Origin of the sequence: Burkholderia sp. PR2 (assembly GCF_052372875.1) — a bacterium.
Classification (GTDB): Bacteria; Pseudomonadota; Gammaproteobacteria; order Burkholderiales; family Burkholderiaceae; genus Burkholderia; species Burkholderia diffusa.
Genome location: NZ_JBQRWH010000004.1, coordinates 280944 through 297795, shown reverse-complemented (window position 1 = coordinate 297795; position 16852 = coordinate 280944). Strand labels below are relative to the sequence as shown.

Sequence of the window (16852 nt, the reverse complement as noted above, 5' to 3'; positions counted from 1 at the left end):
TTACCGGGTGGAATTCTCGGAATCGGAACCGCCGCCGGCAGGCGGACGGACAGTCGCTGCCGCACCGGCGGGTGCGGCGTCGCGTGGCGCGGCGCGCAAGGCGGCGCCGGCCGCGTCGCGCGTCTGCACGAATTCTTTCTCGAAATCGAAGGTCTTGCGGGCCGTGGACATCGCCATCACCACATCGACGCCCGAACCGGCATCCTTGAGCCAGAACCAGAGGCGCCGCTCGCGCACGTAGAACATCGAGAAGATGCCGGCGACCAACAGCAGGCTGCCAAGATACACCAGATTCTTGCCGGGTGCGCGTGTCAGCTGAAATACCGAAGCTTGCACCTGCTTGAAGGAGTCGAGCTGCAAATAGACCGGCGATCCGTACAAGAAGCTGTCGGATAGCGCATTGATCGCGTTCTGCACGAAGCGGATCGTGTCGGCGCCCTGCTGGGCGGCCGGCTCGCCGGCATGCTCGCGCGCGATCTGCCAGACCTCCCACATCGAACCCTCGAGCATGCGCAGCAGCAGGCTGGCCGCCTTTTCCTGCTCGGCCTTCGGCACCGAGCGGTCGATGAACGTCGCCACCGCCTGGAAGCCGCCGACCGGCTGGCCGTCGGCGCCACGGCCGACGCTGTCGTCGCTGGCCGCAAAGAGGGTCAGCACCTTGAACGCACTGTCCTGCAGGCGGCCGCGCAGCGACGCTTCGGTCGTCGGCAGCGAACGCTGCGCGAAACGTGCGGCGGCGTCGGCACGCACGGCCGGATCCTCGAGCGCGGCGCGCAGGCGCATCCATTCGCCGATCGAATCCTGGCTATCGGCCGGAATCCGCATGTACCGGAACGGATCGTTCGGGCTCGCGCGCACGCCGGCGAGGAACACGCGCGTGCCGCCCATGTCGACGGGCAGCATGTAGTTGTTGAATTCGCGCGCCTGACCGTCCTTGCCGCGAATCTTGTACTGGACCGACGGGCCGATGTTGTGGAGCTGCATCGGCTTCGACGTCTTCGCGCCCGAACCGAGCCGCTCGTCGAACGCTTCCTTGAGCGACTCCGTCTTCGCGACGCCGCGCACGTCCGGCTTGCCGTTCGCGTCCGCCATGTTCTCGACGTTGATCGCGCGAAAGTCGGAGAATTCGATCGTGTCGCCGTCGCTGCCCGGCATCTGCAGCGGCGCCGTACTGCCGATCGTGCCCTTCACCGCGAAGGTCTTCGCGTTGCCGCCCGTCATCGGGTAGGCCGTCATCTCCATCTGCGAGCCGCCGTCCTGGAAGCTCGACTGGTAGATCGACACGCCCTTGTACGTGAACGGCTTGTTGACCTCGACGCGCGCCGGGATCTTCTGGCCCGTCTCGCGATCGATCACGACGATGTCGCTCGCGAACAGCTTCGGCATCCCGGTCGTGTAGTAGTCGACGATGAACTTGTTGAGCTGGATCGAGAACGGCAGGTCCTGGATCAGCGAGCCGCTCGGCTGGTTCAGGATCGCGGTCGACACGAACTGGCCTTCCGGCACCCACGCGTAGCCGCGGAACGTCGGGTTCGACGCGGACAGCCGGTGGTCGGGCGAAATTTCGCTGATCGTCGCGCTCGTGTTGACCGGGCTCTTGCCGAACAGCCACATCTGGAATTTGATCGGCAGGTTGCTGTCCAGCAGGCCGCCGATACAGATCACGACGATCGCAAGGTGCGCGGAGATGTAGCCCCACTTCGTCAGCGCGCCGCGTTTCGCGGAGATCAGCGTCGCGCCGTCGGTTTCACGCACGACGTGCTTGTAGCCGGCCTTGGTGACGAACGTGGCGAGCGTGGCCGCGACGGTCGCGCGCGTACCGGACGCCGAGTATTCGGCCTTGTGGTGGAAGGCGCGCAGGCTGCCTTCGCGGACCTTGTCCTTCCAGCTCTTCGCGTCGGCGAGCATCTTCGGCGCGTTGCGGATCACGCACAGCGAGATCGACACGACGAGGAAGATCAGGATGAGCATGAACCACCACGCGCTGTACACGTTGTACAGGCCCAGCGAGCGGAAGATGTCCGCCCAGAATGGCCCGAACTGGTTCACGTAGTTCGGATATGGGTCATCCTGGGTCAGGACCGTGCCGACGATGCTCGCGATCGACAACACCACCAACAGTGCGATCGCGAAGCGCATCGAGCTCAGCAGCTCGACTGCGCGCCTGGACGCACTTTGACCCGACTTCGACTGCAACCCCGACGTGGTAACGCTCATTCAAACTCCGACTAAGGGGAAACAGCCCCCACGCTCACTATGTTCGCTGCCCACCCAAGGGGGGGCGGTCAGCACTCTTGGGACGGCCCGGCGAGTGCCGACAAAAAAGGGCGAGGCAACCGCAACGGTGCGGCGCCCCACCCTTTTCTTGTTCTGACGCCGGCCGCCCTTCGGGCGCCCGGTCATTTCATTCGCGGCCGTCCGTTCAACGCAGGCCCGCGATGTAATCCGCGACGGCCTTGATCTCGTTGTCCGACAGACGCGATGCGATCTGATGCATCGCCTCGTTGTTGTTGCGCGCGCCGACACCCTGCTGGAATGCGGTCAACTGCGCAACCGTGTAATCGGCCCACTGCCCCGACAGACGCGGGTACTGGACCGGAATCCCCTGTCCCGTCGGCCCGTGGCAGCTCGCGCAGGCGGGTACACCCTTTTCCGCGATGCCGCCGCGATAGATCTTCTGGCCGATCGGCACGGTCGCCGCGTCGCGTGCGGTGCCGAGCTTCGTCGTCTGCGATCCGTAATACGCGGCGACGTTGCGCATGTCGTCCGCGCTCAACGCGCTCGCGAACCCGACCATCACCGGATTGGTCCGCGCCGGCCCCTTCGCGCCCGGCTGGGCCTTGAAGTCGTTCAACTGCTTGACCAGATATTCGGGATGCTGGCCGGCGAGCTTCGGGAAACTGCCCGATGCGCTGTTGCCGTCGGCGCCGTGACACGACGCGCAGACTTGCCCGGCAATCGCCTTGCCGCGGTCCAGATCCGGCTTTGCCGCATCCGCCGCGTTTGCCTCCGCTACGAAACCTACGAACCCTGCTGCAACCTGAAGCACCATCAGAGACTTGCACAGTCGATTCATTCGCACACCCTGTTTCGTCTTGTGGGAATTTGAGGTTCTGCAAAAAACGACGTCGACCAGTCTACCGCAGAAGCTGCATAAAAGCGCGAGGCAGGCGCCCGCAACCCTTCGGCAAAACCGGCGTATTGTACAATATCGCGCTGAAAGCTCCCGCGCCTATCGGGGCTACCCCGCCTCCACCAAGCGGCTCGCGCCGCCCCGTCCCTCCGGTTTCCCCCATGGCCTTTTTGCTCCACCAAGCCCGCTTCTATACGACCGTCAACCATCTGCGCGACCTGCCGCCGACGGTGCAACCGGAGATCGCGTTCGCCGGCCGCTCGAATGCCGGCAAATCGACGGCGATCAACGTGCTGTGCAACCAGAAGCGGCTCGCGTTCGCATCGAAGACGCCCGGCCGCACCCAGCACATCAACTACTTCTCCGTCGGCCCGGCCGCCGAGCCCGTCGCGAACCTCGTCGACCTGCCCGGCTACGGTTACGCGGAAGTGCCGGGGGCCGCGAAGGCCCACTGGGAAATGCTTCTGTCGTCGTATCTCGCAACGCGTTCGCAGCTGTGCGGCCTGATCCTGATGATGGATTCGCGGCGCCCGCTGACCGACCTCGATCGCCGGATGCTCGAGTGGTTTGCGCCGACCGGCAAGCCGATCCACACGCTGCTGACGAAGTGCGACAAATTGACGCGCCAGGAAAGCATCAACGCGCTGCGTAACACTCAGAAGGGACTCGACGCGTATCGAGACCAGGGCGTGAAGGGCAAGCTGACCGTCCAGCTGTTCTCGGCGCTGAAGCGCACGGGGCTCGACGAGGCTCATGAACTGATCGAGAGCTGGGTGCGGCCGTCCGTCGCCGACGAAAAAAGCGAGCCTGTAGGACAATGAGCGGGCAACGCGCGGCCGGGATCGGCCGGGCGCACCTGACGGCACCTGCGGATTCGGCCGGCTCATAAAAAAACCCGCCGTTGAACGGCGGGTCAAACAGCCTAATCGAATAACGACAGGCACCCGCTCAGGGAGGAGAAGCGGGGAGTTGCACGCGACGCGTGCCGCTCGATCGCTATCATATACCAACGATCTCGAAAATGACCTAAGGGTTCCGTAAGGTCCTTCTTGCCCTGATTTCTGCCAAATCGCCATGAGCTTCCATCCGCTTCATCGTCCGCGCCGGATGCGCCGCGACGACTTCTCCCGGCGCCTGATGCGCGAAAACCGCCTGACCACCGACGACCTGATCTACCCGGTTTTCGTCGTCGAAGGCACCAACGAACGCCAGGCCGTCCCGTCGATGCCCGGCGTCGAGCGCGTATCGGTCGATCTGCTGATGCAGGTCGCCGAGCAGTGCGTCGAACTTGGCGTGCCCGTGCTGTCGCTGTTCCCGGCCATCGAGCCGTCGCTGAAAACGCCCGACGGACGCGAAGCGGCCAATCCGGAAGGCCTGATCCCGCGCGCTGTGCGCGAGCTGAAGAAGCGTTTCCCCGAACTCGGCGTGCTGACCGACGTCGCGCTCGATCCGTACACGAGCCACGGCCAGGACGGCGTGCTCGACGAAAACGGCTACGTGATCAACGACGACACGATCGAGATCCTGGTCGACCAGGCACGCGCGCAGGCAGAAGCCGGCGTCGACATCGTCGCGCCGTCGGACATGATGGACGGCCGCATCGGCGCGGTCCGCGAGATGCTGGAAAGCGACGGCCATATCCATACGCGCATCATGGCCTATTCGGCCAAGTTCGCGTCGGCGTTCTACGGCCCGTTCCGTGATGCGGTAGGCTCGGCGTCCAATCTGGGCAAGGGCAACAAGATGACCTACCAGATGGATCCGGCGAACAGCGACGAAGCGCTGCGCGAAGTGCGCCTCGACATCGACGAAGGCGCCGACATGGTGATGGTCAAGCCCGGGATGCCGTATCTCGACATCGTGCGCCGCGTGAAGGACGAGTTCCGCTTCCCGACCTACGTGTACCAGGTGAGCGGCGAATACGCGATGCTGAAGGCCGCCGCGATGAATGGCTGGCTCGACCACGACAAGGTCGTGCTCGAATCGCTGCTCGCATTCAAGCGCGCGGGCGCCGACGGTGTCCTCACGTACTTCGCGCTCGATGCTGCCCGTCTGCTGAAAGCGCAGCGCTGAGCCGCACGACGGCGAGTATCAAGAAAAACGGCGGGACACTTCATCGGTGTCCCGCCGTTCTGCATTTGCGGTCCGGTGGGCGCAACGGGCGCCCATGTGCGGCGGACGCGCGCGCCTTACACCGTCGGCACCGCTGCGCGATCGAGGCTGCGCAGGAACGTCTCGGCCGCCTGATAGCCGACCACGCGGCCGATTTCGTTGCCGTTGCGATCGAAGAAGATGATGCCCGGCGGCCCGAACAGGTTGAAGCGCTTGAGTAGCGCCTGGTCGTCCGGATTGTTCGCGGTGACATCCGCGCGCACCAGGTGAAGCTGCGCGAGCCGCGCCTGCACGCGCGAATCGGTGAACGTCAGATGCTCCATTTCCTTGCAGCTCACGCACCAGTCGGCGTAGAAGTCGAGCATCACGGGCCGGCCCGACGTCTTCAGCAGCGCGTCGAGTTCGCCGCTGGAGCGCACCGACGCGAACGCGGGGCCTGCCTGTCCGGCTGCCGACGCATCGCCCGACGCAACCGTGCGCGTCGCGAGTACGGCCAGCGGCTTCACGGGGTCGTTGGAGCCCGCCGCGAGCCCGACGAGCAGCGTCGCGGCCCAGATCGCGAGCGCCGCACCGAGGCCACGACCGAGTCGGCGCCAGATCGACGCGGCGCCGGCATGCGGCGTGAACAGGCCGAGCGCCGCAGCCGCGACGAGCAGCCACAACGCAGCGAGCACCATCTTCAGCCCGCCCGCGAGCACTGGCCACACGATCCACAGCGCGGCCGCGAGCAGCACGATGCCGAAGAACACCTTCACGCCATCCATCCATGCGCCCGCGCGCGGCAGCACCGTGCCGGCACCGACGCCAACGACGAGCAGCGGCACGCCGAGCCCCAGTCCCATTGCGAACAGGGCAGCACCGCCGAGCCACGCATTGCCGGTGTGCGCGATGAACGCGAGCACTGCGAACAGCGGCGCCGTCATGCATGCGCCGACGACCAGCGCGGACAACGCGCCCATCGCCGCGACCGCGACGAAGTGACCGCCCTGCCGCGCGCGCGAAGCTTCGGCCGCGCCGTTCTGCCAGCGCTCGGGCAACGCGATGTCCTTGCCGGAAATCAGCGATACTGCGAATGCCGTGAGCAGTACGCCGAACGCGCCGAGCACCCACGGGTTCTGCAACCACGCGCCAAGGCTCTGGCCAACCAGCGCCGCCGCGATGCCCAGCACCGTATAGACGAGCGCCATGCCGACCACGTACGTCAGCGACAGCGCAAAGCCGCGCGCATGCGTCGCCCGCGTGCCTTGGCCGATGATGATCGCGGACACGATCGGAATCATCGGATACGAACAGGGCAGGAGACTCAGCACGACGCCCGCGACGAAATACAGCGCGACGATCGTGAAGAAGCCGTGCCCCTCGAGCAGCGACTGCGCGAAATCCGCGCTCGTGACCTTGTCGAACCAGTTGCCCGAGGCCGGTGCGCCGTCGGCCGGCGCGGCCGCGCCCAGCGCCGCGCCGTCGACCTTCACGACGTGCTCCGCGGGCGGATAGCAGATCCCTTCGTCGGCGCATCCCTGCGACGTCACCGCGAGCTCGAACGGTCCCGCCGCCTGCTTGACCGGCACGTGAATCACGACCTCGTCGCGATAGGTCTCGACTTCTTTTTGGAACGTCTGGTCGAACTTCACGTGACCGGCCGGGAACTGCGGATCGCCGAGCGTCACCTGCCCGCCCTTCACAGCGAACGCGAACCGCTCGCGGTACAGGTAATAGCCATGGGCGACCTTGAAGCGGACGTCCACCTGCCCCGGCGACTCGCTCGCGCTGAACTTGAATGCGACCGACGGATCGAGAAAATCGTCGGCCGCGCGCGCGACCGACACGCCGGCCAGCATGAACATGAACGACAACAGGACTGCGAGGACCCGCAGCGCGCGCACGCGCACGGAAAGCGCCATACCGTTAAACATGAAATAGACGTTGAGTTTCGCTGGTCACCCACTGGCCGTACGCGGCCGAAGCCGTCGCCTGCCACGAGACGACTTCCGGCGTCTCGTAAGGATGATGCGCGAGAATAAATCGCTCCAGTTCGAGCGAGCGCATGGGGCTCGTCTTGAACAGCAACTGGATCTCGTCGGCCGTCTCGACCTTGCCCTGCCAGTGGTAGCGCGACTTGATCGCACCGAGTTCCGACACGCACGCGGCAAGCCGCGCATCGAGCGCGCCGTCGGCGAGCGCCGCAGCCGTCGCCGCATCCGGCACCGTCGTGAGCATCAACACCACCACCATACGCGCCCTCCTGGCTGGTTTTTACCGGCTTCCGCCGCCACGATTCGCCCATCGAGGGCCCGTGCCGACAGTTCCGTATCGTAGCGCAGCCCGCGCGACACTGCCGGCCGCGGGCTGCGACAATCTTTCGCAGCCCGCGGCACGACAAAAAACAAAAAGGGCCAAGCAATCGCTCGGCCCTTTTCAGATACTGCTGCGTACTGGAAGCTTACTCGGCTTCTTGCACGTTTTCCGTTTCGTCGACTTCCGGACGATCGAGCAGCTCGACCAGTGCCATCGGTGCGTTGTCGCCGACGCGGAAGCCGAACTTCAGCACGCGCAGGTAGCCGCCCGGACGGTTCGCGAAACGCGGACCGAGCACGTCGAACAGCTTCGCCACCGAGTCACGATCGCGCAGGCGGTTGAACGCCAGGCGACGGTTTGCCAGCGACGGCTTCTTGCCGAGCGTGATCAGCGGCTCGACGACTTTACGGAGTTCCTTCGCCTTCGGCAGCGTCGTCTTGATGACTTCGTGCTCGATCAGCGAGTTGGACATGTTACGGAGCATAGCCAGACGGTGGCTGCTCGTGCGGTTCAGTTTCCGCAGACCATGACGATGGCGCATTTCAGTTTCCTTGATTCAAAGTTTTGATCCAGCTCTTCTATCGCACCGCTGGGGTGCACGGGCCGGTAACGAAAAAAGCAAGATGCGGATTTTAAAGGAAAATCCGCATCTTTGCCAACTACAGCAACAACCGGGCTTACTTGTCGAGACCAGCCGGCGGCCAGTTTTCGAGCTTCATGCCCAGCGTGAGACCGCGCGAAGCGAGCACTTCCTTGATCTCGTTGAGCGACTTGCGACCGAGGTTCGGCGTCTTCAGCAGCTCGTTTTCCGTGCGCTGGATCAGGTCGCCGATGTAGTAGATGTTCTCGGCCTTCAGGCAGTTCGCCGAACGAACCGTCAGCTCGAGATCGTCCACCGGACGCAGCAGGATCGGATCGATCTGCGGTGCGCGCGACGGTGCCTCGGCGGCCGTTTCCGTGCCTTCCAGCGCCGCGAACACGGACAGCTGGTCGACCAGGATGCGGGCCGATTGACGGATCGCTTCTTCCGGCGTGATCACGCCGCTCGTCTCGATGTTCATCACGAGCTTGTCGAGGTCGGTACGCTGCTCGACACGTGCGCTTTCGACCGCGTAGCTCACGCGGCGAACCGGCGAGAACGATGCGTCGAGGACGATGCGGCCGATGATCTTGGCCGTGTCTTCGCCGTAGCGACGGACGTTGCCCGGCACATAACCGCGACCCTTCTCGATCTTGATCTGAACGTCGAGCTTGCCGCCCTTCGACAGATGCGCGATCACGTGATTCGGGTTGATGACTTCGCAATCGTGAGCCAGCTCGATATCGCCGGCCGTGACGACGCCTTCGCCTTCCTTGCGCAGCGTAACCGTCACTTCGTCACGGTTATGCAGCTTGAACACCACGCCCTTCAGGTTCAGCAGCAGGTTGACGACGTCTTCTTGCACGCCATCAAGCGTCGAGTACTCGTGCACCACGCCTGCGATCGTCACTTCGGTCGGCGCGTAGCCAACCATCGACGACAGCAGCACGCGGCGAAGCGCATTGCCCAAGGTGTGGCCGTAACCGCGTTCGAACGGTTCCATGACCACCCTCGCGTGGTTCTCGCCCAGCGATTCCACGGCGATGATCTTGGGTTTCAGCAAACTGGTTTGCATGGGCTTTCCTTTTCAATACCCTCGGCTCGTTACACCGATAAGGCTGACCGGTAACAACCAGAAAATAAACAGCCGAGGCCCCCCCTTGCATAACGCAATCGGGGTACCTCGGCCGTCAATCGGATTAACGCGAATACAATTCGACGATCAGGCTTTCGTTGATGTCGCCTGCGATGTCAGCGCGTTCCGGCATTTGCTTGAACGTGCCTTCGAACTTCTTCGCATCGACTGCAACCCAGCTCGGCATGCCGCCTTGCTCGGCCAGCGACAGCGCTTCGACGATACGCGCCTGCTTCTTCGCCTTTTCGCGGATCGCGACGACGTCACCCGCCTTCACTTGCTGCGACGGCACATTCGCGACGACGCCGTTCACGGTGATCGACTTGTGGCTCACCAGCTGACGCGCCTCAGCGCGGGTCGAGCCGAAGCCCATGCGATACACGACGTTGTCGAGACGCGACTCGAGCAGTTGCAGCAGGTTTTCACCCGTGTTGCCCTTGCGACGGTCGGCTTCAGCGAAGTAACGGCGGAACTGACGCTCCAGGACGCCGTAAATGCGCTTGACCTTTTGCTTTTCACGCAGCTGCGTACCGTAGTCGGACGTACGTGCGCCCGAGGTACGGCCGTGCTGACCCGGCTTGCTGTCGAGCTTGCACTTGTCGGCGAGCGAGCGGCGCGCGCTCTTCAGGAACAGGTCGGTGCCTTCACGGCGGGACAGCTTGGCCTTGGGGCCGATATAACGTGCCACTTTGCATTCCTTTATCAATCAGTCACGCGGATCGAAATCCGCGCTAGTTCGCGCCCTTTGGGGCGAACGGTGGGCTTAGTCAATCAAAAAAGCAACGCCCGTCGACGCTACGCGGCGACAGGCAAATGTGCCAGCACGAACGTGCCAGCACATTCTTAGATACGACGGCGCTTCGGCGGACGGCAGCCGTTGTGCGGAATCGGGGTGACGTCCGAAATCGCGGTGATCTTGATGCCGAGGCCATGCAGTGCACGCACTGCCGACTCACGACCCGGGCCCGGGCCCTTGATCCGCACTTCCAGATTCTTCACGCCATATTCCATCGCCACGCGACCGGCCGACTCAGCAGCAACCTGAGCAGCGAACGGCGTCGACTTGCGCGAGCCCTTGAAGCCCTGGCCGCCCGACGTCGCCCATGCCAGTGCATTGCCCTGGCGATCGGTGATCGTGATGATCGTGTTGTTGAACGACGCGTGAACGTGAACCACGCCTTCAGCGACGTTCTTCTTAACCTTCTTGCGAACGCGTTGCGCCGCGGTATTCGAAGCCTTAGCCATTACGTTTTCCTGTAACTGTCAGTTCCGCTTACTTCTTCAGCGCTTGCGCTGCACGACGCGGACCCTTGCGGGTACGTGCGTTCGTACGCGTACGCTGACCGCGCATCGGCAGGCCCTTGCGATGACGAACACCACGGTAGCAACCGAGGTCCATCAGGCGCTTGATGTTCATCGTCACTTCACGGCGCAGATCGCCTTCGACGATGAACTTGCCCACTTCTTCACGCAGCTTTTCGAGGTCTGCGTCGGTCAGGTCCTTGACCTTCTTCGAGAATTCCACGCCAGCTGCCGTGCAGATGCTGCGCGAGCGCGTGCGGCCGATACCGAAGATTGCCGTCAGGCCGATCTCGGTATGCTGGTGATTCGGGATGTTAACCCCTGCGATACGAGCCATTGTTTTTCCTCAAACAAAAAGCGCAAACAAACGCGCGGTCAGCCTTGGCGCTGCTTGTGGCGCGGATCCGAGCTGCAGATCACGCGAACGACGCCTTTGCGCTTGATGATCTTGCAATTGCGGCAAATGCGCTTAACCGATGCCATCACTTTCATGATAATACCCTTTTTTCAAATCACTTCGCCCGGAACACGATCCGCGCACGAGACAGATCGTAAGGCGTCAATTCAACCGTCACCTTGTCGCCTGGCAGGATGCGGATGTAGTGCATCCGCATCTTCCCGGAGATATGCCCCAACACGACATGGCCGTTTTCCAGCTTCACACGGAAGGTCGCATTCGGGAGGTTTTCGATCACCTCACCCTGCATCTGGATTACATCGTCTTTGGCCATAGTCCTTAATTAACGCATTGGGATGTTGCCGCCCTTGAAGTTTGCCTTCTTGAGCAGCGACTCATACTGTTGCGACATAACGTACGACTGCACCTGCGCCATGAAGTCCATCGTGACGACGACAATGATCAGCAGCGACGTTCCACCAAAATAAAACGGCACGTTCCAGCGCAGCACCAGGAATTCCGGCAGCAGACAGACGAAGACGATGTAGATCGCACCCGCCAGCGTCAGACGCGTGAGGATACGGTCGATATATCGTGCGGTCTGATCGCCCGGACGAATGCCCGGAACAAACGCGCCGCTCTTCTTCAGGTTGTCCGCGGTTTCCCTGCTGTTGAACACCAGTGCGGTGTAGAAGAAGCAGAAAAACACGATCGCCAGCGTGTACAGCAGCACATAGACCGGCTGGCCCGGCTTCAGCGCCTCCGCGACGTTATGCAACGTGTTGGAGATCCAGCTTCCCGACGGCTGACCCGTGCTGAACCAGCCGAGAATCGTGGCCGGGAACAGGATGATCGACGATGCGAAGATCGGCGGAATCACGCCCGACATGTTCAGCTTCAGCGGCAAGTGCGACGACTGGCCACCGTAGATCTTGTTGCCGACCTGGCGCTTCGCATAGTTCACGAGGATCTTGCGCTGACCGCGTTCGATGAACACGACCAGGTAAGTCACCGCGGCAATCAGAACGACGATGATGATCGCCGAAATGATGCTCATCGAACCCGTGCGCACCAGCTCGAACAACCCACCGACGGCATTCGGGAACCCTGCTGCGATCCCGCCGAAGATGATGATCGAGATGCCGTTACCAAGACCACGCTCGGTGATCTGCTCACCCAGCCACATCAGGAACATCGTGCCGGTAACCAGCGTCACGACCGTCGTCAGTCGGAACAGCATGCCGGGGTCGATCACGAGGCCTGGCTGGTTTTCCAGCGCAGCCGCGATCCCGAACGCCTGGAAGGTCGCGAGCACCACGGTGAAATACCGCGTGTACTGCGTGATCTTCCGTTGCCCTGCCTGCCCTTCCTTCTTCAGCGCCTCGAGCTGCGGCGAGACGATCGCCAGCAACTGCATGATGATCGACGCCGAGATGTACGGCATGATCCCCAGCGCAAAGATCGTGAAGCGGGAAAGCGCGCCACCCGAGAACATGTTGAACATGCCCAGGATGCCGCCCGCCTGGCTCTGGAACAGCTTCGCCAGTTGATCCGGATCGATGCCCGGCACGGGGATGTGCGCGCCGATGCGATAGACGATCAGCGCCAGGAGCAGGAACATCGCTCGCCGACGCAGATCGCCGAATTTCGCCGTGCTTCGACCGGGTTTTGCAAGACTCGGGCTGTTAGCCAAGTACCTTCTCCGATGAATGCAAGTAACGACGCGCTACGCGTGTCACTCGGCGAACGAACCGCCAGCCGCTTCGATCGCAGCGCGCGCACCCTTGGTGGCACCGAGACCCTTCACGACGATCTTGCGCTTCAGTTCGCCCGTCGCGATGATCTTTGCGCTCTTCGTCAGCTCGCCGACCAGGCCGGCTTGCTTCAGTGCGAGCAGATCGATTTCATCGACCGGCAGCTTCTCGAGGTCGGAGAGGCGCACTTCACCGACGAATTCCTTCGTCAGCGACGTGAAGCCGCGCTTCGGCAGACGACGTTGCAGCGGCATCTGACCGCCTTCGAAACCGACTTTGTGGAAGCCGCCCGAACGCGATTTCTGACCCTTGTGACCACGGCCAGCCGTCTTGCCGAGGCCCGAACCGATGCCGCGACCGACGCGACGCTTGGCGTGCTTGGCGCCAGCGGCCGGCTTCAGGTTATTCAATTCCATATCAACTCCTTGATCCGTAGGGCCGCTTACGCGATGACCTTAACGAGGTACGAGACCTTGTTGATCATGCCGCGGACCGCCGGCGTGTCCTGCAGCTCGCTAACCGAGTTGAGTCGGCGCAGGCCCAGGCCACGCACGGTCGCGCGGTGCGATTCGCGGGTCCCGATCAGGCTCTTAACGAGCTGAACCTTGACAGTTTTTTCAGACATGGTGACCACCCGGGCTTAGCCCAAAATATCTTCGACGGACTTGCCGCGCTTCGCCGCGATGTCTGCCGGGGTCGACTGCTTGCGCAGACCGTCCAGCGTGGCGCGAACGAGGTTGTACGGGTTCGTCGAACCGTGGCTCTTCGCCACGACGTTCTGAACGCCCATCACGTCGAACACTGCGCGCATCGGGCCGCCGGCGATCACGCCCGTACCTGCCTTCGCCGGAGCGAGGAGGACAGCGGATGCGCCATGCTTGCCGTGCACTTCGTGCTGCAGCGTGCCGTTCTTGAGCGGCACCTTGAACATGTTGCGGCGAGCTTGTTCCATTGCCTTCTGGACAGCGACCGGCACTTCCTTCGCCTTGCCCTTGCCCATACCGATACGGCCATCGCCGTCGCCGACCACGGTCAGTGCGGCGAAGCCGAGAATACGGCCACCCTTCACGACCTTGGTCACGCGGTTGACCGAAATCATCTTTTCGCGAAGGCCGTCGTCGCGCTCGTCAGCCTGAACTTTCGCTTGCATCTTTGCCATGACGAATTCCTTCCTTAGAACTTGAGCCCAGCTTCGCGAGCTGCCTCAGCCAGCGCCTTGACGCGGCCGTGGTAGCGGAAGCCCGAGCGGTCGAAGGCGACGGATTCGATGCCGGCGGCCTTTGCCTTCTCGGCAATACGCTTGCCGATCAGCGTCGCAGCATTAACGTTGCCACCCTTGCCCGACTTGTCGGCCAGTTCGGCGCGCACTTCTGCTTCGAGCGTCGACGCGCTGGCGAGCACCTTGGTGCCGCAGGGCGAGAACACTTGAGCGTAGATGTGCGTGTTCGTGCGATGCACGGCGAGACGCGCGACCTGCAGCTCAGCGATCTTGATACGCGTCTGGCGAGCGCGGCGCAGGCGAGATTGAGTCTTATCCATGATTGCGCACCCTTACTTCTTCTTCGTTTCTTTGAGGATCACAACCTCGTCGGAATAGCGCACGCCCTTGCCCTTGTAGGGCTCCGGCGGACGGTAACCGCGGACTTCCGCAGCCACTTGACCGACTTGTTGCTTGTTGATCCCCTTGATCACGATTTCGGTTTGCGTCGGGGTTTCAGCCTTGACGCCTTCCGGCATCTGGTGCACCACCGGGTGCGAGAAACCCAGCGACAGGTTCAGCTTGTCGCCTTGCGCCTGCGCACGATAACCGACGCCAACCAGCGTCAGCTTGCGCTCGAAACCCTTGGTCACGCCGTGCACGGCATTCGCGATGATCGCGCGCATCGTGCCCGACAGTGCATTTGCTTCGCGGCTTTCGTCGACCGGCGACAGATTCAGCGTGCCGTCGTTGTTCGCCACGTTCACGAGCGGATTGATCGCTTGCGTGATGGTGCCCAGCGGGCCCTTGACGGTGATTGCACCGTCGGCCAGCTTGACTTCCGCGCCTTGCAGCGCGATCGGGCTCTTACCTACTCGAGACATGTTTCTCTCTCCTCGGCTTTAAGCGACGTAGCAGATGACTTCGCCGCCGACGCCGGTAGCGCGCGCCTTGCGGTCGGTCATCACGCCCTTCGGCGTCGACACGATTGCCACGCCCAGGCCATTCATGACCTGCGGAATGTCGTTACGGCCGCGGTACACGCGCAGACCAGGCTTCGACACGCGCTCGAGGCGTTCGATGACCGGGCGACCTGCGTAGTACTTCAGCGCGATATTCAGTTCGGACTTCGCACCTTCCGCCTTGACGGCGAAATCGTCGATATAACCTTCGTCCTTCAGGACTTGCGCGATTGCAACCTTGACCTTCGACGAGGGCATCGCGACCGATACTTTCTCGACCATCTGCGCGTTGCGGATGCGAGTCAGCATATCGGCGATAGGATCACTCATGCTCATTTACGTTTCTCCTATTACCAGCTCGCCTTGGTCAGGCCAGGAATCTCGCCACGGAATGCGATTTCACGAATCTTGTTACGCGCGAGGCCGAATTTACGGAACGTGCCACGCGGACGGCCCGTGATCGCGCAGCGGTTACGCTGGCGGGTCGGGTTTGCGTTGCGGGGCAGTTGCTGCAGCTCAAGGCGTGCTTCGTAGCGCTCTTCTTCCGACTTGCTTTGGTCTTCGACGATCGCCTTCAGCGCTTCGCGCTTTGCTGCGAACTTCGCGACCAGGCGGGCGCGCTTCTTTTCACGTTCGATCAGTGCCAGTTTAGCCACGGTAACCTCAGTTTCTGAACGGGAACTTGAAGCTGGCGAGCAGAGCCTTTGCTTCGTCGTCGGTCTTCGCAGTCGTCGTGATGCTGATGTTCAGCCCACGCAGTGCGTCGATCTTGTCGTAGTCGATTTCGGGGAAAATGATCTGCTCTTTCACACCGATGTTGTAGTTGCCGCGGCCATCGAAAGCACGGCCCGACACACCGCGGAAGTCACGCACGCGGGGCAGGGCAACGGTCACGAAACGGTCGAGGAATTCGTACATCGCACGACCACGCAGCGTCACCATCGCGCCGATCGGGTAGCCCTGGCGGATCTTGAAGCCTGCGATTGCCTTGCGTGCCTTCGTGACGACCGGCTTCTGACCAGCGATCTTCGTGAGGTCGCCAACGGCGTTCTCGATGATCTTCTTGTCAGCGATCGCTTCGCCAAGACCCATGTTCAGCGTGATCTTGGTGATACGCGGCACTTCCATGACCGACTTGTAACCGAACTTCTCGATCAGGCCGGGCACAACCTTTTCTTTGTAAAACTCTTGAAAACGAGCCATTTTTTACTCCGCTGCGTCAGGCGCTCAGTACGGCACCGGTCGTCTTCAGGAAGCGAACCTTCTTGCCTTCCTCGACCTTGATGCCAACACGCGACGCCTTGCCATTCGCGTCGACCAGTGCGACGTTCGAAATATGCAGGGGCATCGTCTTCGCTTCCACGCCACCCGTCGTACCCTTCATCGGGTTCGGCTTCACATGCTTCTTGACGAGGTTGATACCCTCAACCGTCACATGTTCTGCACCGACAGCCAGCACGACGCCGCGCTTGCCCTTGTCTTTGCCAGTGACGACGATAACTTCGTCACCTTTGCGAATCTTGTTCATCGCGACTCCTTACAGCACTTCCGGCGCCAGCGAAACGATCTTCATGAATCGTTCGCTACGCAGCTCACGCGTCACCGGCCCGAAGATACGGGTGCCGATCGGCTCAAGCTTGTTATTCAAAAGCACAGCGGCGTTGCCGTCGAACTTGATCAGCGAGCCGTCTTGACGGCGAACACCCTTGGCGGTGCGGACCACCACGGCGTTGTAGATTTCGCCTTTCTTCACGCGCCCGCGCGGCGTTGCTTCTTTGACGGTCACCTTGATGATGTCGCCAATGCCGGCATAACGACGCTTCGAGCCGCCGAGCACCTTGATGCACATGACTTCACGCGCACCCGTGTTGTCGGCTACTTCGAGCCGAGATTCGGTCTGGATCATGGTTTGTCTTTCCCAACTTAATCCGGATGCACCACCATGATGCATTCGGTCAGTCTTGGTCCCGTCAGCCAATCGGCT

General features: G+C 62.3%; 24 protein-coding genes. 2 read left to right on the top strand and 22 right to left on the bottom strand.

Annotated elements, in window-relative coordinates; all coding sequences use genetic code 11:
* Both ACT2FV_RS18555 and ACT2FV_RS18550 read right to left on the bottom strand, forming a co-directional pair.
* Positions 1–2217 carry a cytochrome c biogenesis protein ResB gene (locus ACT2FV_RS18555; protein ID WP_444504570.1) on the bottom strand — a complete coding sequence of 739 codons (2217 nt, stop codon included), beginning with the start codon at positions 2215–2217 and terminating at the stop codon, positions 1–3.
* A gap of 205 nt (positions 2218–2422) precedes the next feature.
* On the bottom strand, positions 2423–3076 hold the full coding sequence (locus ACT2FV_RS18550) for a c-type cytochrome (RefSeq protein WP_059468469.1): 654 nt from the start codon (positions 3074–3076) through the stop codon (positions 2423–2425).
* Positions 3077–3294: 218 nt separating this feature from the next.
* Here ACT2FV_RS18550 and yihA point away from each other — a divergent pair, with 218 nt between their 5' ends.
* Complete coding sequence (gene yihA, locus ACT2FV_RS18545) at positions 3295–3954, top strand: ribosome biogenesis GTP-binding protein YihA/YsxC (RefSeq protein ID WP_059599780.1); 660 nt, start codon at positions 3295–3297, stop codon at positions 3952–3954.
* Between the two features lie 253 nt (positions 3955–4207).
* The gene (hemB, locus tag ACT2FV_RS18540) at positions 4208–5206 is read left to right on the top strand and encodes a porphobilinogen synthase (RefSeq protein WP_124628078.1); all 999 of its coding nucleotides are present in this window, start codon (positions 4208–4210) and stop codon (positions 5204–5206) included.
* A 116-nt stretch (positions 5207–5322) separates the two neighbouring features.
* Here the strand turns inward: hemB and dsbD are convergent, their stop codons facing one another.
* The 20 genes from dsbD to rplN form a co-directional block, all read right to left on the bottom strand.
* Entirely contained in the window at positions 5323–7158 is a 1836-nt protein-coding gene (gene dsbD / locus ACT2FV_RS18535; RefSeq protein WP_151048393.1) for a protein-disulfide reductase DsbD, read from the bottom strand.
* Positions 7151–7477, bottom strand: coding sequence for a divalent-cation tolerance protein CutA (cutA, locus tag ACT2FV_RS18530; RefSeq protein WP_059599777.1), 327 nt, complete (start codon positions 7475–7477; stop codon positions 7151–7153). The genes dsbD and cutA overlap by 8 nt, the downstream gene beginning before the upstream one ends.
* 208 nt (positions 7478–7685) lie before the next feature.
* Positions 7686–8081, bottom strand: coding sequence for a 50S ribosomal protein L17 (gene rplQ, locus ACT2FV_RS18525; protein WP_006477175.1), 396 nt, complete (start codon positions 8079–8081; stop codon positions 7686–7688).
* 136 nt (positions 8082–8217) lie between these two features.
* Positions 8218–9195, bottom strand: a complete 978-nt coding sequence (locus ACT2FV_RS18520; RefSeq protein WP_006477176.1) for a DNA-directed RNA polymerase subunit alpha — start codon at positions 9193–9195, stop codon at positions 8218–8220.
* A gap of 124 nt (positions 9196–9319) precedes the next feature.
* The gene (rpsD, locus tag ACT2FV_RS18515; RefSeq protein WP_012362893.1) at positions 9320–9943 is read right to left on the bottom strand and encodes a 30S ribosomal protein S4; all 624 of its coding nucleotides are present in this window, start codon (positions 9941–9943) and stop codon (positions 9320–9322) included.
* Positions 9944–10098: 155 nt separating this feature from the next.
* Positions 10099–10500 carry a 30S ribosomal protein S11 gene (rpsK, locus tag ACT2FV_RS18510; protein WP_004197937.1) on the bottom strand — a complete coding sequence of 134 codons (402 nt, stop codon included), beginning with the start codon at positions 10498–10500 and terminating at the stop codon, positions 10099–10101.
* Between the two features lie 28 nt (positions 10501–10528).
* Positions 10529–10894, bottom strand: coding sequence for a 30S ribosomal protein S13 (gene rpsM, locus ACT2FV_RS18505; RefSeq protein WP_039323572.1), 366 nt, complete (start codon positions 10892–10894; stop codon positions 10529–10531).
* Between the two features lie 38 nt (positions 10895–10932).
* Positions 10933–11049: a 50S ribosomal protein L36 gene (rpmJ, locus tag ACT2FV_RS18500; protein WP_004199844.1), complete on the bottom strand. Its 117-nt coding sequence runs from the start codon at positions 11047–11049 to the stop codon at positions 10933–10935.
* Between the two features lie 20 nt (positions 11050–11069).
* Entirely contained in the window at positions 11070–11288 is a 219-nt protein-coding gene (gene infA, locus ACT2FV_RS18495; RefSeq protein ID WP_004521905.1) for a translation initiation factor IF-1, read from the bottom strand.
* 9 nt (positions 11289–11297) lie between these two features.
* Positions 11298–12647 carry a preprotein translocase subunit SecY gene (gene secY, locus ACT2FV_RS18490; protein WP_006400642.1) on the bottom strand — a complete coding sequence of 450 codons (1350 nt, stop codon included), beginning with the start codon at positions 12645–12647 and terminating at the stop codon, positions 11298–11300.
* Between the two features lie 42 nt (positions 12648–12689).
* Complete coding sequence (gene rplO, locus ACT2FV_RS18485; RefSeq protein ID WP_006477180.1) at positions 12690–13124, bottom strand: 50S ribosomal protein L15; 435 nt, start codon at positions 13122–13124, stop codon at positions 12690–12692.
* Positions 13125–13150: 26 nt separating this feature from the next.
* Positions 13151–13333: a 50S ribosomal protein L30 gene (gene rpmD / locus ACT2FV_RS18480; protein ID WP_006400644.1), complete on the bottom strand. Its 183-nt coding sequence runs from the start codon at positions 13331–13333 to the stop codon at positions 13151–13153.
* Between the two features lie 15 nt (positions 13334–13348).
* The gene (rpsE, locus tag ACT2FV_RS18475) at positions 13349–13867 is read right to left on the bottom strand and encodes a 30S ribosomal protein S5 (protein ID WP_006752931.1); all 519 of its coding nucleotides are present in this window, start codon (positions 13865–13867) and stop codon (positions 13349–13351) included.
* A gap of 14 nt (positions 13868–13881) precedes the next feature.
* Entirely contained in the window at positions 13882–14247 is a 366-nt protein-coding gene (rplR, locus tag ACT2FV_RS18470) for a 50S ribosomal protein L18 (RefSeq protein ID WP_006477183.1), read from the bottom strand.
* A 12-nt stretch (positions 14248–14259) separates the two neighbouring features.
* Entirely contained in the window at positions 14260–14790 is a 531-nt protein-coding gene (gene rplF, locus ACT2FV_RS18465; protein ID WP_006758786.1) for a 50S ribosomal protein L6, read from the bottom strand.
* Positions 14791–14808: 18 nt separating this feature from the next.
* Entirely contained in the window at positions 14809–15204 is a 396-nt protein-coding gene (rpsH, locus tag ACT2FV_RS18460) for a 30S ribosomal protein S8 (RefSeq protein WP_006477185.1), read from the bottom strand.
* A 14-nt stretch (positions 15205–15218) separates the two neighbouring features.
* Positions 15219–15524, bottom strand: coding sequence for a 30S ribosomal protein S14 (rpsN, locus tag ACT2FV_RS18455; RefSeq protein ID WP_006482884.1), 306 nt, complete (start codon positions 15522–15524; stop codon positions 15219–15221).
* 7 nt (positions 15525–15531) lie between these two features.
* A complete protein-coding gene (gene rplE / locus ACT2FV_RS18450; protein ID WP_006482882.1) occupies positions 15532–16071 on the bottom strand; it encodes a 50S ribosomal protein L5 in 540 nt (179 codons plus the stop codon).
* A gap of 16 nt (positions 16072–16087) precedes the next feature.
* Entirely contained in the window at positions 16088–16396 is a 309-nt protein-coding gene (gene rplX / locus ACT2FV_RS18445) for a 50S ribosomal protein L24 (RefSeq protein WP_006477187.1), read from the bottom strand.
* Positions 16397–16405: 9 nt separating this feature from the next.
* Entirely contained in the window at positions 16406–16774 is a 369-nt protein-coding gene (gene rplN, locus ACT2FV_RS18440; protein ID WP_006752929.1) for a 50S ribosomal protein L14, read from the bottom strand.
* Between the last annotated feature and the right edge of the window lie 78 nt (positions 16775–16852).

Coding starts and splice junctions, on each gene's coding strand:
- ACT2FV_RS18555 (WP_444504570.1), bottom strand. CDS start 2,217: ATGAGCGTTACCACGTCGGGGTTGCAGTCGAAGTCGGGTCAAAGTGCG.
- ACT2FV_RS18550 (WP_059468469.1), bottom strand. CDS start 3,076: ATGAATCGACTGTGCAAGTCTCTGATGGTGCTTCAGGTTGCAGCAGGG.
- yihA (WP_059599780.1), top strand. CDS start 3,295: ATGGCCTTTTTGCTCCACCAAGCCCGCTTCTATACGACCGTCAACCAT.
- hemB (WP_124628078.1), top strand. CDS start 4,208: ATGAGCTTCCATCCGCTTCATCGTCCGCGCCGGATGCGCCGCGACGAC.
- dsbD (WP_151048393.1), bottom strand. CDS start 7,158: ATGTTTAACGGTATGGCGCTTTCCGTGCGCGTGCGCGCGCTGCGGGTC.
- cutA (WP_059599777.1), bottom strand. CDS start 7,477: ATGGTGGTGGTGTTGATGCTCACGACGGTGCCGGATGCGGCGACGGCT.
- rplQ (WP_006477175.1), bottom strand. CDS start 8,081: ATGCGCCATCGTCATGGTCTGCGGAAACTGAACCGCACGAGCAGCCAC.
- ACT2FV_RS18520 (WP_006477176.1), bottom strand. CDS start 9,195: ATGCAAACCAGTTTGCTGAAACCCAAGATCATCGCCGTGGAATCGCTG.
- rpsK (WP_004197937.1), bottom strand. CDS start 10,500: ATGGCTAAGGCTTCGAATACCGCGGCGCAACGCGTTCGCAAGAAGGTT.
- rpsM (WP_039323572.1), bottom strand. CDS start 10,894: ATGGCTCGTATCGCAGGGGTTAACATCCCGAATCACCAGCATACCGAG.
- rpmJ (WP_004199844.1), bottom strand. CDS start 11,049: ATGAAAGTGATGGCATCGGTTAAGCGCATTTGCCGCAATTGCAAGATC.
- infA (WP_004521905.1), bottom strand. CDS start 11,288: ATGGCCAAAGACGATGTAATCCAGATGCAGGGTGAGGTGATCGAAAAC.
- rplO (WP_006477180.1), bottom strand. CDS start 13,124: ATGGAATTGAATAACCTGAAGCCGGCCGCTGGCGCCAAGCACGCCAAG.
- rpmD (WP_006400644.1), bottom strand. CDS start 13,333: ATGTCTGAAAAAACTGTCAAGGTTCAGCTCGTTAAGAGCCTGATCGGG.
- rpsE (WP_006752931.1), bottom strand. CDS start 13,867: ATGGCAAAGATGCAAGCGAAAGTTCAGGCTGACGAGCGCGACGACGGC.
- rplR (WP_006477183.1), bottom strand. CDS start 14,247: ATGGATAAGACTCAATCTCGCCTGCGCCGCGCTCGCCAGACGCGTATC.
- rplF (WP_006758786.1), bottom strand. CDS start 14,790: ATGTCTCGAGTAGGTAAGAGCCCGATCGCGCTGCAAGGCGCGGAAGTC.
- rpsH (WP_006477185.1), bottom strand. CDS start 15,204: ATGAGCATGAGTGATCCTATCGCCGATATGCTGACTCGCATCCGCAAC.
- rplE (WP_006482882.1), bottom strand. CDS start 16,071: ATGGCTCGTTTTCAAGAGTTTTACAAAGAAAAGGTTGTGCCCGGCCTG.
- rplX (WP_006477187.1), bottom strand. CDS start 16,396: ATGAACAAGATTCGCAAAGGTGACGAAGTTATCGTCGTCACTGGCAAA.
- rplN (WP_006752929.1), bottom strand. CDS start 16,774: ATGATCCAGACCGAATCTCGGCTCGAAGTAGCCGACAACACGGGTGCG.